Source organism: Streptomyces sp. NPDC043878, from assembly GCF_056435735.1.
In genome coordinates this window covers 235,855-249,277 of record NZ_JBWKDW010000013.1, presented here as the reverse complement: position 1 = coordinate 249,277, position 13,423 = coordinate 235,855, and the positions used below count along the sequence as shown (strand labels likewise).

General features: G+C 73.1%; 14 protein-coding genes and 1 riboswitch. Of the genes, 6 read left to right on the top strand and 8 right to left on the bottom strand.

The window, feature by feature from the left end; all coding sequences use genetic code 11:
- Window positions 1-106: 106 nt before the first annotated feature.
- Both AC07AZ_RS20165 and AC07AZ_RS20160 read right to left on the bottom strand, forming a co-directional pair.
- Window positions 107-2,023 carry an anthranilate synthase family protein gene (locus AC07AZ_RS20165; RefSeq protein ID WP_478849539.1) on the bottom strand — a complete coding sequence of 639 codons (1,917 nt, stop codon included), beginning with the start codon at window positions 2,021-2,023 and terminating at the stop codon, window positions 107-109.
- 135 nt (window positions 2,024-2,158) lie between these two features.
- Window positions 2,159-2,215 carry a trp operon leader peptide gene (locus AC07AZ_RS20160; RefSeq protein ID WP_356046409.1) on the bottom strand — a complete coding sequence of 19 codons (57 nt, stop codon included), beginning with the start codon at window positions 2,213-2,215 and terminating at the stop codon, window positions 2,159-2,161.
- Between the two features lie 107 nt (window positions 2,216-2,322).
- Between AC07AZ_RS20160 and AC07AZ_RS20155 the strand changes: the two genes are divergently transcribed.
- Entirely contained in the window at window positions 2,323-3,675 is a 1,353-nt protein-coding gene (locus tag AC07AZ_RS20155; protein WP_478849537.1) for a class II 3-deoxy-7-phosphoheptulonate synthase, read from the top strand.
- A 165-nt stretch (window positions 3,676-3,840) separates the two neighbouring features.
- Window positions 3,841-4,092 carry a (2Fe-2S)-binding protein gene (locus AC07AZ_RS20150; protein ID WP_478849535.1) on the top strand — a complete coding sequence of 84 codons (252 nt, stop codon included), beginning with the start codon at window positions 3,841-3,843 and terminating at the stop codon, window positions 4,090-4,092.
- A gap of 14 nt (window positions 4,093-4,106) precedes the next feature.
- On the opposite strand, the gene bfr is transcribed toward AC07AZ_RS20150, so the two are convergent.
- Complete coding sequence (gene bfr / locus AC07AZ_RS20145) at window positions 4,107-4,586, bottom strand: bacterioferritin (RefSeq protein WP_478849534.1); 480 nt, start codon at window positions 4,584-4,586, stop codon at window positions 4,107-4,109.
- Between the two features lie 175 nt (window positions 4,587-4,761).
- Between bfr and AC07AZ_RS20140 the strand changes: the two genes are divergently transcribed.
- Window positions 4,762-5,394, top strand: a complete 633-nt coding sequence (locus AC07AZ_RS20140) for a sulfite oxidase-like oxidoreductase (protein WP_478849532.1) — start codon at window positions 4,762-4,764, stop codon at window positions 5,392-5,394.
- Between the two features lie 13 nt (window positions 5,395-5,407).
- Here the strand turns inward: AC07AZ_RS20140 and AC07AZ_RS20135 are convergent, their stop codons facing one another.
- From AC07AZ_RS20135 to thiO, 5 genes are all read right to left on the bottom strand, one after another.
- Window positions 5,408-6,286: a deoxyribonuclease IV gene (locus AC07AZ_RS20135; RefSeq protein ID WP_478849530.1), complete on the bottom strand. Its 879-nt coding sequence runs from the start codon at window positions 6,284-6,286 to the stop codon at window positions 5,408-5,410.
- Between the two features lie 34 nt (window positions 6,287-6,320).
- Complete coding sequence (gene pknB / locus AC07AZ_RS20130; RefSeq protein ID WP_478849528.1) at window positions 6,321-8,258, bottom strand: Stk1 family PASTA domain-containing Ser/Thr kinase; 1,938 nt, start codon at window positions 8,256-8,258, stop codon at window positions 6,321-6,323.
- Between the two features lie 136 nt (window positions 8,259-8,394).
- Window positions 8,395-9,189: a thiazole synthase gene (locus tag AC07AZ_RS20125; RefSeq protein WP_478849526.1), complete on the bottom strand. Its 795-nt coding sequence runs from the start codon at window positions 9,187-9,189 to the stop codon at window positions 8,395-8,397.
- Between the two features lie 3 nt (window positions 9,190-9,192).
- Window positions 9,193-9,393: a sulfur carrier protein ThiS gene (gene thiS / locus AC07AZ_RS20120; protein WP_478849523.1), complete on the bottom strand. Its 201-nt coding sequence runs from the start codon at window positions 9,391-9,393 to the stop codon at window positions 9,193-9,195.
- Window positions 9,390-10,556 (bottom strand): glycine oxidase ThiO, encoded by a 1,167-nt coding sequence (gene thiO / locus AC07AZ_RS20115; RefSeq protein WP_478849521.1) that lies wholly within the window; start codon window positions 10,554-10,556, stop codon window positions 9,390-9,392. The genes thiS and thiO overlap by 4 nt, the downstream gene beginning before the upstream one ends.
- Window positions 10,554-10,665: riboswitch (TPP riboswitch) on the bottom strand. It overlaps the preceding gene by 3 nt.
- A 201-nt stretch (window positions 10,666-10,866) precedes the next feature.
- On the opposite strand from thiO, the gene AC07AZ_RS20110 reads away from it, so the two are divergent.
- The 3 genes from AC07AZ_RS20110 to thiE all read left to right on the top strand — a co-directional run bounded on the left by AC07AZ_RS20110 (window position 10,867) and on the right by thiE (window position 13,369).
- Window positions 10,867-12,093 carry an NAD(P)/FAD-dependent oxidoreductase gene (locus tag AC07AZ_RS20110; RefSeq protein ID WP_478849519.1) on the top strand — a complete coding sequence of 409 codons (1,227 nt, stop codon included), beginning with the start codon at window positions 10,867-10,869 and terminating at the stop codon, window positions 12,091-12,093.
- A 120-nt stretch (window positions 12,094-12,213) separates the two neighbouring features.
- Complete coding sequence (locus tag AC07AZ_RS20105; RefSeq protein WP_478849517.1) at window positions 12,214-12,579, top strand: Rv2175c family DNA-binding protein; 366 nt, start codon at window positions 12,214-12,216, stop codon at window positions 12,577-12,579.
- Window positions 12,580-12,712: 133 nt separating this feature from the next.
- Window positions 12,713-13,369 carry a thiamine phosphate synthase gene (gene thiE / locus AC07AZ_RS20100; RefSeq protein ID WP_478849515.1) on the top strand — a complete coding sequence of 219 codons (657 nt, stop codon included), beginning with the start codon at window positions 12,713-12,715 and terminating at the stop codon, window positions 13,367-13,369.
- The last annotated feature ends 54 nt before the right edge of the window (window positions 13,370-13,423 follow it).

Here is a 13,423-nt window from a genome sequence, read left to right as displayed (position 1 = left end):
CCCCCCCCCCCCCCCCCCCCCCCCCCCCCCCCCCCCCCCCCCCCCCCCCCCCCCCCCCCCCCCCCCCCCCCCCCCCCCCCCCCCCCCCCCCCGGGACCCGGCCCCGCTACCCGGCGGACCGCCGCCGGGTGAGCGCCTGCGGGGCGCACAGCCGGCCGACCAGCTCCCGCACGACCGCGGTGCCGTTCAGCGTGAGGACCGACTCCGGATGGAACTGCACCCCCGCGAACCCGGGCCCGCGCAGCGCGTGCACCTCACCGCTCGCGTCACGGGCGACCTCCACGCCGTGCGCGGCCAGCTCCGCGGCCGCCCCCTCGTCGCAGTGCGCGACGAAGCTGTTGTAGAAGCCGACGGTCTCCCCGCGCCCGAACAGATCGATCTCCGTCTGCGCCCCCTGGTAGGGAACCTCCTTGCGTACGATCTCCAGGCCCAGCTCCGCCGCGATCAGCTCGTGCCCGAGGCACACGCCGAGGACCCCGTGCACGTGGCCGCGGATCACCTCGCCGGTCAGCGCGCGCAGGAACCGCATCTTCGGGTCGGCCGTGTCGGACGGGTCCCCGGGGCCGGGCCCCAGCACCACCGGTCCCGCGTGCGCGAGCACCGCCTCACGCAGCCCCGGCTCGTCGTAGCGCCGGACGGTCACCTCCAGCCCGTTCGACCGCAGGACGTGGGCGAGCATCGCCGTGAAGGTGTCCTCCCCGTCGACGACCAGCGCGTGGCCCGTCAGGGCGTCCGACCGCTCCTGCATCCGCATCCAGAACGGCGCGAGGGAGGCCCGGCGCCCGTCCAGTGCGGCCCGCACCCGTGGATCGTCGGCCAGTCGCGGCCGTACGCCCTCCTCGCGCGGTCGCCGCGGCCGGACGCCGAGCGCCGCCAGCACCCCCGCCGCCTTGGCGTGCGTCTCGGCCACCTCCGCGTCCGGGTCGGAACCCCGCACGAGGGTGGCGCCGACCGGCACCCGCAGCCGCCCTTCCGCGTCGATGTCGGCGGTACGGATGAGGATCGGCGAGTCGAGCGTCTGCGCGGCCCCGGCTTCCGCGTCCCCGCCGCCGGCGTGCCGCCCGATCAGCGCGAGCGCGCCCGCGTAGTACCCGCGCCCGGCACCGTCCCGCCCGACGGGCTCGTGCCGCTCGATGACCCGGCAGGCGTTCTGCACGGGGGAGCCGGTGACGGTGGCGGCGAACATGGTCTCCTTCAGCACCTCGCGCACGTCCAGCGAGGACCGGCCCCGCAGCTCGTACTCGGTGTGCGCGAGGTGGGCCATCTCCTTCAGCCGCGGCCCCACCACGACCCCGCCCCGGTCGCCGACCGTGCACATCATCTTCAGTTCCTCGTCGACGACCATGGAGAGCTCCTCGATCTCCTTGCCGTCGCCGAGGAACTCCAGGAGGTGCTCGGGCGTCGGCCCACCGGCCGGATAGCGGTACGTCCCGCTGATCGGGTTCATCACGACGGTCCCGCCGGACATCCGGACGTGTACCTCGGGGCTCGCGCCGACCAGGGTCCGGTCGCCGGTGTGCACGACGAAGGTCCAGTACGCGCCCCGCTCGCCGACCAGCAGCCGCCGGAACAGGGCCAGCGCGTCGGCGCGTCCGAACCCGGCGATACGGCCCTCGTAGGTCCGCCGGATCACGAAGTTCGCGCCCTCGCCCCGCCCGATCTCCTCCCGCAGCACGCGGTCCACGATCCGCGCGTACTCCTCGTCCGGCACGTCGAAACCGCCGTCCTCGACCCGTACGTCATGGGCCGGCAGCCGCGTGAGGGCCTCGGCGAGCGGGAACGCGTACCGCTCCTCGGGGGTCAGCGCCAGCAGCGGGGTGCCGTCGTCGCGGACGTCGAAGCCGCGCTCGCGGATCTGCCGGAAGGGGACGAGGGCCAGGCACTCGTCGGGAAGGTCGGCGAGCCGGTCGCAGGCGGTGACCGGCCCGAGCAGGAGCTCGACCAGATCGTGGTCGTGGCCGGGGGTCCGGCGGCGCAGCAGGGCGAACGGGCGGTCGTCGTCGAGGAGACCTGTCAGGTCCATCGTTCCTCTTCCCTCGTGATCGTCATGATCGGTGTGATCGTTCGGAGGAGGGACGGCCCGGTCCGGGAAAAGAGGTCCCGGACACACCGAAGGCCGCCCCTCGGGCGGCCTTCGCGAAGTCGTGCGTACGCGCAGTCAGTGGGCCGCCGGAGGGACGGTCCACCACCAGTTCTGGGTCGAGTGCGCGAACATGGCAGGGAGAGTACCCCACACCGGCGGTGTCGACAGGTGAGCACGGCACCGTCTCACCTGTCGAGCCGGGAGAAAACGACCCGACACGACCCCGTAATGTTGAGGGCGTGACCGTGAACGCTAAGACCAGCGCCAGCGCTGGCAACACCTGGCGAGACCTGCCCGCGGCGCAGCAGCCCGAGTACCCCGACACCGAGGCTCTGCGCGCAGTGATCGCGGACCTCGAGTCGTATCCGCCGCTCGTCTTCGCGGGCGAGTGCGACCAGCTGCGTGCCCGGTTGGCGGCCGTCGCCAAGGGAGAGGCGTTCCTGCTCCAGGGCGGCGACTGCGCCGAGGCCTTCGACGCGGTGTCCGCCGACCACATCCGCAACAAGCTCAAGACGCTGCTGCAGATGGGGGCCGTGCTGACGTACGCCGGCTCGGTGCCGGTGGTGAAGGTCGGCCGGATCGCCGGCCAGTACTCCAAGCCGCGCTCGAAGAACACCGAGACCCGCGACGGCGTGACCCTGCCGACCTACCGCGGCGACTCGGTCAACGGCTTCGAGTTCAACGAGACGGCCCGCGTCCCGGACCCCGAGCGCCTGAAGCGGATGTACAACGCCTCCGCCTCCACGCTCAACCTGGTGCGCGCCTTCACCACCGGCGGCTACGCCGACCTGCGCCAGGTGCACGCCTGGAACCAGGACTTCGTGAGGTCCTCGCCGTCCGGGCAGCGCTACGAGCAGCTCGCCCGCGAGATCGACCAGGCGCTGAACTTCATGCACGCCTGCGGGGCGGACCCGGAGGAGTTCAAGACCGTCGAGTTCTACGCCTCCCACGAGGCGCTGCTCCTGGACTACGAGTCGGCGCTGACCAGGGTCGACTCGCGCACCGGCCGCCTGTACGACGTGTCGGGCCACATGGTGTGGATCGGTGAGCGCACCCGTCAGCTGGACGGCGCGCACATCGAGTTCGCCTCGCGGATCAGCAACCCGGTCGGCATCAAGCTGGGCCCGACGACCACGGCCGAGGAGGCGCTGCAGTACATCGAGCGTCTCGACCCGGAGCGTGAGCCGGGCCGGCTGACGTTCATCGTGCGGATGGGCGCGGACAAGGTCCGTGACAAGCTGCCCGAGCTGGTGGAGAAGGTCACCGCCTCCGGCGCCACGGTGGCCTGGATCACCGACCCGATGCACGGCAACACCTTCGAGGCGGCCTCCGGTCACAAGACCCGTCGCTTCGACGACGTGCTGGACGAGGTCAAGGGGTTCTTCGAGGTCCACAAGGGCCTCGGCACCCACCCGGGCGGCATCCACGTGGAGCTGACCGGCGACGATGTCACCGAGTGCGTGGGTGGCGGCGACGAGATCTTCGTCGACGACCTGCACCAGCGCTACGAGACGGCCTGCGACCCGCGCCTGAACCGCAGCCAGTCCCTGGACCTGGCGTTCCTCGTGGCGGAGATGTACAGGGACCAGTGACCGGGGCACCTGTTACACCGGCGTGAAGTGGGGCGCGGATCACATACGATCCGCGCCCACCCACTTTTGCGGCTCCTGAGCGCCGGGTAAGGTTAGGTTTGCCTCACCGATCAACGGGCGCCTGGCCCTTTCGGTACGGCACGGCCTGTCGATCCCGTCGGGGAGGTGAACCGCGTGTACGTCTGCAGCTGTTTCGGTGTGACCGAGACGCAGGTGAAGCGGCACGCGGAGGGCGGTGCCTGCACCCCCCGCCAGATAGCCTCGGTCTGCAAGGCCGGCACGGACTGCGGTTCGTGCGTCCGCCGCATCCAGGCGCTGCTGGGGCGCGACGCCCGCCCGCGCCGCGACCTCGCCGACCAGGGGCAGCCGGTCCCGGCCACCCTCGGGGACCTCGACGAACTGGACGAGGCGGCCTGATCTCCCCCGGGGACTCAGCTCTCCGGCTGCTCGATCAGCTGCGCGATGTACAGCGCCTCGCCGAGCTTCTCCAGCAGTTCCAGCTGGGTGTCCAGGTAGTCGATGTGGTGTTCCTCGTCGGCGAGGATCGACTCGAAGATGTTCGCGGACGTGATGTCGCCCTTGCCGCGCATCACCTCGATGCCCCGCCTGAGCCGGTCGATCGCCTCGACCTCGACCTGCCGGTCCGCCTCGAACATCTCACGGACGGTCTGACCCACCCGCACGTGGAAGAGCCGCTGGTAGTTCGGCAGTCCCTCCAGGAAGAGGATCCGGTCGGTCAGCAGCTCCGCGTGCTTCATCTCGTCGAACGACTCGTGCCGCGTGTACTTCGCGAGCTTCGTCCAGCCGAAGTTCTCCTGCATCTTGGCGTGCAGGAAGTACTGGTTGATCGCGGTGAGCTCGGCGGTCAGCTGCTCGTTGAGGAATTCGATGACCTCGGGGTCGCCCTGCATGGCGGAGGCTCCTTCCAACCGGGGGGAACTGGCAGATTGCGCCGCATGATTGCATCGGTCATGAAGATCGTCCAGTAAGTGTTCACTTAGTAAGTAAGTGCAGGCTTAGTCTGAATTGCCCGGATGGGGAAGGGGCCGGTCCGGCGCACCGCCCCCGGTCTGTCAGGATGGGGTCATGGGTCAGCCGGTGGAGCGTGAGTCGGGAGCAGCGGCACACTCCGAGCTTCCACCGGGGCAACGCCTGCAGCGCGGCTGGCCGGTCACCCACTACGGCCCGGTCCCCAAGTTCCGGCCCGAGCGCTGGGAGTTCCGGGTCTTCGGCGCCACCGCCGACGGTGAGAAGCGCTGCTGGACCCACGACGAGTTCACGGCGCTGCCCCACGCCACGGTCCTGGCCGACCTGCACTGCGTCACGAAGTTCAGCATGGTCGGCGCCGAGTGGGGCGGCATCCCGGCCCGCACGATCCTGGAGACCGCCCCGCCCGCACCCGGTGTCACCCATGTGATGGTGTGGGCGGAGTACGGCTTCAGCTCGAACCTGCGGCTGTCGGACTTCGCCTCCGACCACACGATCTTCGCCACCCACAAGGACGGCGAGCTGCTGACCGCCGAGCACGGCTTCCCGCTCCGCCTGGTCGTCCCCCACCTGTACGCCTGGAAGGGCCCCAAGTGGGTCCGCGGTGTGGAGTACATGACCGCCGACCGCCGCGGCTTCTGGGAGGAGCGCGGCTATCACAACGTCGGCGACCCCTGGCGGGAGCAGCGGTACTCCTACCAGGAGGAGCCCGGCGAGGGTCCCGAGCTCTGACCCGCCCGCGCGGTCAGCCGTCCCGCAGCTTCTTCAGCCGCTCCACGTCCGCCGCGTGCCCCTCCCGGCCCCCGGGCGTCTCGATGACCAGCGGTACGCCGGCCGTGGCCGGGTGGGTGAACAGCGCCCGGAACGGGTCCTCGCCGATGTGGCCGGCGCCGATGTTCTCGTGCCGGTCCTTGTGCGCGCCGGCCACGTCCTTGGAGTCGTTGGCGTGGATGAGCCGCAGCCGGCCCTCGCCGACCGTGTCCACCAGCAGGTCCAGCGTCCGGTGCATGCCGTCCGGCCCGGTCAGGTCGTGCCCGGCCGCGAAGATGTGACACGTGTCCAGGCACACGCCCAGTCTGGGATGGGCGTCCAGCGCCTCGAAGTACGGCCCGAAGTCCCAGGTGCGGGAGCAGAGCGAGGAGCCCTGACCGGCGGTCGACTCCAGCAGGAGGTACGGATCGTCGTCGTGGGTGAGCTCCTCCAGCAGCGGCAGCAGGTGCTCCCGCACCTGCTTGAGTGCCACGGACCGCTCCCGGCCGCCGGTCGCGCTCCCGGTGTGCACGACCACGCCCCGGGCGCCGATCGCCCGCCCCCGGCGCAGCGAGTGCCGCAGCGAGGTGACCGAGTTCTCCACCGTCGCCTCGGTGTGCGAACCGAAGTTGATCAGGTACGGGGCGTGCACGTAGGCCGGGATCGACTCCGCCTCGCACCCCGCGCGGAACGCCTCGTCCTGCCGCGGGTTGCCGGCGGGCGTGGCCCAGCCGCGCGGGTTGGCGACGAAGACCTGCACGGTCTCGGCCCCGAGTTCACGGGCGTAGGACAGGCCCACCGAGTGCAGGCCGCCGGCCACGGGGATGTGGCCGCCGACGGGGTTCCGGGACGGACCGGGTTGCTGGCTCTTCACCCGTTCAGGGTGTCATGGGCACGGGAGTGCCCGGTCACCTGATCTTGATGCTGATCGTGGACCCCTTCGGGGCCGTCTCCCCGCCCTCCACGGACTGGCTCTTGACGGTGTCGCCGAACAGCCCGAGCAGTCCCCGGTTCTCGTCCACCTCGAAGCCGGCGTCCTCGAGGGCCGACTTCGCGTCGTCCACGCTGTCCCCGACGACGTCCGGGACCTCGACCATCTCCGGTCCCTTGGACAGCGTCAGCGTCACCGTGTCGCCCTCGGCGGCCTCGCTGCCGTCCGCCGGGGTCTGCCGGGCGACCTGGCCCTTGTCGAAGTCGGAGGTGACCTGCCCGGCGGACACCTTCACCTTCAGGCCCGCCTCGTCCAGGTCGGCGCGCGCCTCGTCGAGGCTCTCGCCGGTGACGTCGGGGACGTCCACCGGGCTGCCCTTGCTGACGACGAGCGCGATCGCCGAGCCCGCGTGCCGTGTCGTGCCCGTGCCCGGCTCCGTGCTGATCACGGACCCCCTGTCGACCTCGTCGCTGAAGTCGCGGGTCACCATGCCCGGTGCCAGCCCGTCCTTGCGCAGCCGGCTCCTCGCCTCGTCGAGACGGACGCCCTCCAGGTCCGGCACCCGCACGGTCTCCGGGCCGTCGGAGATGGTCAGCGTCACGGTGTCGTGGTCGCGGATACGGCTGCGCGGGGCCGGGTCGGTCGTGATGACCGTGCCGCGCTTCACGGTGTCGCTGTAGTCGTGCTTGGACGTGCCGGCCTCCAGCCCGGCCGCCTCCAGCCGGCTCTTCGCCCTGGCCTCGGCCTGCCCCAGCACCGCGGGGACGGTGGTGAACTGACCGGAGTTGATGTACCAGACGCCCGCCCCGACGCCCAGGGCCAGCAGCACGGCGGCGATCAGGGTGACGAGTCCGCGCCGGGGCCGGGAGCGGCGGCGCGGCGGGAGCGGGGGCGGGCTCTCCAGCCGGCTGGTGCGGTTGAACTGCGCCTCCTTCCCGGCCGTCGCGTCGTAGTCCTCGTCGACGGGCAGCGGGCGCACGGTCAGCGTCCGCGGGATCACGCTCGTGCGGTCCTCGGCGCGGGTGTGGCCGGACGTGATCGCGCGCGGCGGCTCCGCGTCCAGCTGTTCCTCGCCGAGCATGCCGCGCACCACGTGGACCCGCGCCAGCAGCGCCACCGCGTCGTACGGGCGGACGCCGACATCGCGCGCGGTCGCCGAGGCCACCAGCTCGTCCAGCTGGTGAGGCAGCCCCGGCACGGCGGCCGAGGGCGGGGGTACGTCCTCGTGGAGGTGCTTGTAGAGCACCACGGCGGCGGAGTCCCCGTCGTGCGGCTTCTCACCGGTCAGCATCTCGTAGAACACGACACCGCACGCGTACACGTCGACCCGGGGGTCGGCGGCGCCGTCCGCGATCTGTTCCGGCGCGAGGTAGGAGACGGTGCCGAGCAGCGTCCCGGTGGTGCTGGTGACGGTGTCGACGGACCGGACGAGCCCGAAGTCGGCGACCTTGACCCGTCCGTCGTCCCCGATCAGCACGTTCTCGGGCTTCATGTCCCGGTGCACGAACCCGGCGCGGTGCGCGGCGCCCAGCGCGGCGAGCACCGGCTCCAGGATGTCCAGGGCGGCGCGCGGCTGCAGCGCCCCGCGCTCGCGCAGGACGTCCCGCAGGGTGCAGCCGGCGACGTACTCCATGGCGAGATAGACGTACGACCCGTCGGTGCCCTGGTCGAAGACCTGCACGACGTTGGGGTGCGCGAGCCGGGCCACGGACTTCGCCTCGCGGATGAACCGCTCGACGAAGGAACCGTCGGCCGCCAGCGCCGGGTGCATCACCTTCAGCGCGAGCACACGGTCCAGGCGGGTGTCCAGGGCCCGGTAGACCGTGGCCATCCCGCCGACCGCGATCCGCGCGTCGACGCGATAGCGGCCGTCGAGCACCTGCCCGACAAGCGGGTCCTGAAGGGTCGTATCCACGCAGGTGAGTGTACGAGCCGCCACGGACAGCCCCGCGGTTTCACCCGATATCGGGGCGGGACTGCAGCCGACCTGTGACGCTTCGCACACCGCGCCGGGGCCGCCGCGGGCCGCCCGGAGAGGCCCGCGGCGCCGCTCAGAACGCGGGGCGCTCCGGGTCCAGGACGGCCAGGCCCTCGCCGGGGGACGACGCCCGCGCGAAGTGACGCCGGGGGATGCGGCCCGCCCGCCGCGCCAGCCGGCCCGCCTCCACGCCGGCGCGCATCGCGGCGGCCATCAGCACCGGCTCCTGCGCGCGGGTCACCGCCGAGGCCAGCATCACCCCGGCACACCCGAGCTCCATCGCCAGCGCCACGTCGGAGGCCGTACCGGCGCCCGCGTCCAGGATCACCGGCACGCGCGCGTGCTCCACGATCAGCTGGAAGTTGTGTGGGTTGCGGATGCCGAGGCCCGAGCCGATCGGCGAGCCCAGCGGCATGACGGCGGCGCAGCCGACGTCCTCCAGCTTCCGCGCCAGCACCGGGTCGTCGTTGGTGTACGGCAGCACGGTGAACCCGTCGTCGACGAGGGTCTCCGCCGCCTCCAGCAGCTCGACCGGGTCCGGCAGCAGGGTGCGCTCGTCGGCGATGACCTCCAGCTTGACCAGGGCGGTGCCGAGCGCCTCGCGCGCCAGCCGGGCGGTGAGCACCGCCTCGCCCGCGGTGAAGCACCCCGCCGTGTTGGGCAGCACCCGGATGCCCAGCCGCTCCAGCACCGACAGGACGGAGCCGTGCACCGAGGGGTTCACGCGCCGCATCGCGACGGTCGTCAGCTCCGTCCCGGACGCCACCAGCGCGCGCTCCAGGACGTCCAGGCTGGGCGCGCCGCCCGTACCCATGATCAGACGGGACGTGAAGGACGTACCGCCCAGGACGAAGGGATCGTCGGCCATCGGTCAGCCTCCTTGGACGGCGGTGAGGACTTCCACGCGGTCACCCTCGCGGAGGGGGGTCGCGGACCACCGCGCGCGCGGGACGACCGTCTCGTTGAGCGCGGCGGCCACGCCCGAGGGCGCCGCGGTGAGGGAGCGCACCAGGGCGTCCAGGCCGGTGCCCGGCTCGACCCGCCGGGGTTCGCCGTTGACGGAGATGTTCATACGGGCTGCTCCGCGCGGACGGCGGCGCCGAAGCGCCGGGGTGTGAAGGGGCGGGCCTCGTCGGGCAGTTCACCGGTGGTCAGGGCGTGGGCCAGGACGTCGCCGGTGACCGGTGTCAGCAGCACGCCGTTGCGGTGGTGCCCGGTCGCCAGCAGCAGGCCCGGCAGGGCGGTCGGGCCCAGCAGCGGCGCGTTGTCGGGCGAGCCGGGGCGCAGGCCCGCGCGTGTCTCGGTCAGCGGCAGCTCGGTGATGCCGGGCACCAGGTCGTGGGCGTCGCGCAGCAGTTCGTACACCCCGCCCGCCGTCACCGTGGTGTCCCAGCCGAGCTCCTCGCTGGTCGCGCCGACCACCAGCTCGCCGTTCTCCCGCGGCACCAGGTAGACGTGGCTGCCGCGGACCACGGCACGCACGGTCCGGCTCAGGAACGGCGCGTACGGCTTCGGCACGGTCAGCCGCAGCACCTGACCCTTCACCGGCCGTACGGGCGGCAGCACGTCGTCGGGGACACCGGCGAGCCGCCCGCTGAGGCTGCCGCCCGCCAGCACCACCTGGCCGGCGCCGAGCGCGGTGCCGTCGGCGGTGGTGACGCCCGCCGCGCGGCCGCGGACGACGGTGAGCCGTTCGGCCCGCGTGCGGTGGAAGACGACGCCCGCCCGCTCGCAGGCGGCCACCAGCGCGCCCGCCAGCCGCCGCGGGTCGACCTGGTGGTCGCCGTCCACCCGCAGCCCGCCGCGCACACCGGGCGCCAGCAGCGGCTCCAGACGCCTGCACTCCCGCCCCGACAGCCACTCCGAGTCCAGCCCCGACCGCCGCTGGAGCGCGTGCAGTTCACGCAGGTGGGCCCGGTCGTCGGCGTCCAGCGCGACCGCGAGCGTGCCGCACCGCCGGTAGCCGAGGCCGTGACCGGTGAGAGCGGTCAGCTCGGCCACGAAGTCCGGATAGCGGCGGGCCGAGGCGAGGTTCAGCCCGAGCAGGGTCTGCTCGCCGTAGTGCAGTTCGGTGACCGCGGCCAGCATCCCGGCCGCCACCTGCGCGGCTCCGCCACCCGGCCCGGGGTCCACCACGGCGGTCCCGAAGCCGCGTTGCGCGGCCCGCCAGGCCGTGACCAGGCCGATGATCCCGCCCCCGATGACGAGGACGTCCGAGGTTCGTGGAGACGACATGGGCGTCCAGCCCCTCCCTTCGCCGGCATGACCCGGATCAGGTTCGTACGGTCGGAGGCCGCCAGCCTCCCTCTCAGCCCGGTGCGTCCGGGCTCCCGCGAGTGCTCTACGGCGGCCACCCTAGCCCGCCGCCACACGTCTCAGTAAGGGAGCCTCCCGCCGCGGCCCGTTCGCTCGACGCTCTCCGCCCCGCCCCCGGGTGGGCCTGGACCGGAGGGTGAGCCGCGGCGGCCGGAGGGACGAGTGGTGTGGAACAGGTCACTGAGCACGACGGCTGACTGACAAATCGTCAGTTGTCTATGGTGATCAGGTGAGCGAGCAGACGCAGGAATCCGGCACGTCACCGTCGCGCGTGGTCGTCGTCGGCGCGGGAATGGCAGGCGTGCAGACCGCGGTCGCCCTGCGGGAGCAGGGCTTCACCGGCAGCGTCACGCTGATCGGCGCGGAGCCCCACCAGCCCTACGACCGGCCGCCGTTGTCCAAGGCGGTGCTGCTCGGCAAGGCCGAGGGCTCGGCCTTCGACGTCGACTTCGAGGCGCTCGGCATCGAACTGGTGCTGGGACGCGAGGTGACGGGCGTCCGCCCCGCCGACCACGAACTGGACACCGCCGAGGGGCCGGTGCCCTACGGCGAACTCGTCCTCGCCGCCGGCGCGGAACCCGTCCGGCTGCCGGGCGCGGAGGGCGTGCCCGGCGTGCATCTGCTGCGCACCCTGGACGACGCCGAGCGGCTGCGCCCGGTCCTGGCCCGGCAGCACGACATCGTGGTCGTCGGGGCCGGCTGGATCGGCGCGGAGTTCGCCACGGCGGCGCGCGAGGCGGGCTGCGCGGTGACGGTCGTGGAGGCCGCGGACCGGCCGCTCGCCGGCGCGCTGCCCGCCGAGGTGGCCGCCCCGATGGCCGGCTGGTACGCCGACCACGGGGTGACCCTGCGCACCCACGCGCGCGTGGCGCGCGTCGAGCCCGGCACGGTCGTCCTCGACGACGGCTCCCGGCTGCCGGCCGGCGCCGTCGTGGTCGGCATCGGAGCCCGGCCCGCCACCGGCTGGCTGGCCGGCTCCGGCATCGCCCTGGGCGCCCGCGGCGACGTCCTGGCCGACGACCACCTGCGCGCCTCCGCGCCGCACGTGTACGCGGTCGGCGACTGCGCCTCGTTCCCCTCCGCCAGATACGGCGAGCGGCTCCTGGTGCACCACTGGGACAACGCCCTCCAGGGCCCGCGCACGGTGGCCGCGAACATCATCGGCGAGACCCCGGCGGTCTACGACCCGGTGCCGTACTTCTGGTCCGAGCAGTTCGGCCGCTTCGTCCAGTACGTCGGCCACCACGCGTCCGCCGACACGACCCTGTGGCGCGGCGACCCGGCCGGCCTCGCCTGGTCGGTCTGCTGGCTGCGCGAGGGCCGACTGGAAGCCCTGCTGGCGGTCGGCCGCCCCCGGGACCTCGCCCAGGGGCGGCGCCTGATCGAGTCGGGCACGCCGATGGACCCCGCGCTGCTGGCCGACCCGGCCAGGCCCCTGAAGGCGGCCACGGCCTAGCGGGGACGGAGCGTCGGGACCTCGCGGGGTGACGCGAAGCACCAGGTGGCGGGGGTGTGAAGCCCCAGGTGGCGGGGGTCCGGCTTCCGACTGTCGGTGCGGGATGGCACGCTTGATCCCGTGACCGAGATTGACGCAAAGATCGATGCTCTCGTCCCTGCCTGGCTCACCCTCCCCGACATCGCAGAGATGCTCGATGTCGAGGTGACGCGTGCGCGCCAGCTGGTCAGGGACGGCCACCTCATCGCCGTACGACGTGGTGAGAACCGCGCGCTGCACGTCCCCGCCGCCTTCATCGACGGGGACAAGGTCGTCAAGGGCCTGGTCGGGACCCTGACCCTGCTGCGGGACGACGGCTTCTCCGACGCGGAGATGATCGAGTGGCTCTTCACCCCCGACCCGAGCCTGCCCGGCACCCCCGCGCAGGCTCTGAGTGAGAACCGCGGCACGGAGGTGAAGCGCCGGGCCCAGGCGCTCGCCGTCTGAACCGGCCGGCCGCACGACCCGCCCGGCGCACGGACCGCGACCGGCCACGGCCGGGCCCCGCACCCCGGCCACGGCCGGGGTGCGGGGCGTCCGCGCGCCCACGACCACGCACCGCCAACGGGGGGACCCACCCATGCCCGGCACCGCCACCGCACGCGCCCGCCTCGCCGACGCCCGCCTCTACCTCTGCACGGACGCCCGCCGGCGCCAGGGCGACCTCGCCGAGTTCCTGGACGCCGCCCTGGCCGGGGGAGTGGACATCGTGCAGCTGCGCGACAAGGGCATGGAGGCGGCCGAGGAGCTGGAGCACCTCCGGGTCCTCGCCGACGCGTGCACCCGCCACGGGAGGCTCCTCGCGGTCAACGACCGCGCGGACGTCGCGCACGCGGCCGGCGCCGACGTCCTCCATCTGGGCCAGGGCGACCTCCCGGTTCCCGCCGCCCGCGCGATCCTCGGCGACGACATCCTGATCGGCCGCTCCACGCACTCCGGCCCGGAGGCCGCCGCGGCCGCCGCCCAGGAGGGCGTGGACTACTTCTGCACCGGCCCCTGCTGGCCCACGCCCACCAAGCCCGGCCGCCCCGCGCCGGGCCTCGACCTGGTCCGCCGCACCGCGGCCCTCGGCACCGACCGCCCCTGGTTCGCCATCGGCGGTGTCGACCTCGGCAACCTCGACGAGGTGATCGAGGCGGGGGCCCGCCGGGTCGTGGTCGTGCGCGCGATCACCGAGGCCGACGACCCGGGCGCGGCGGCGGCCGGGTTCGCCGAGCGGCTCCGGCACGCCGGGTGATCGGTCCGGCTGTCCGAGGGGTGGACAACAAGTCGACAAAGCGGGCAAAATTCC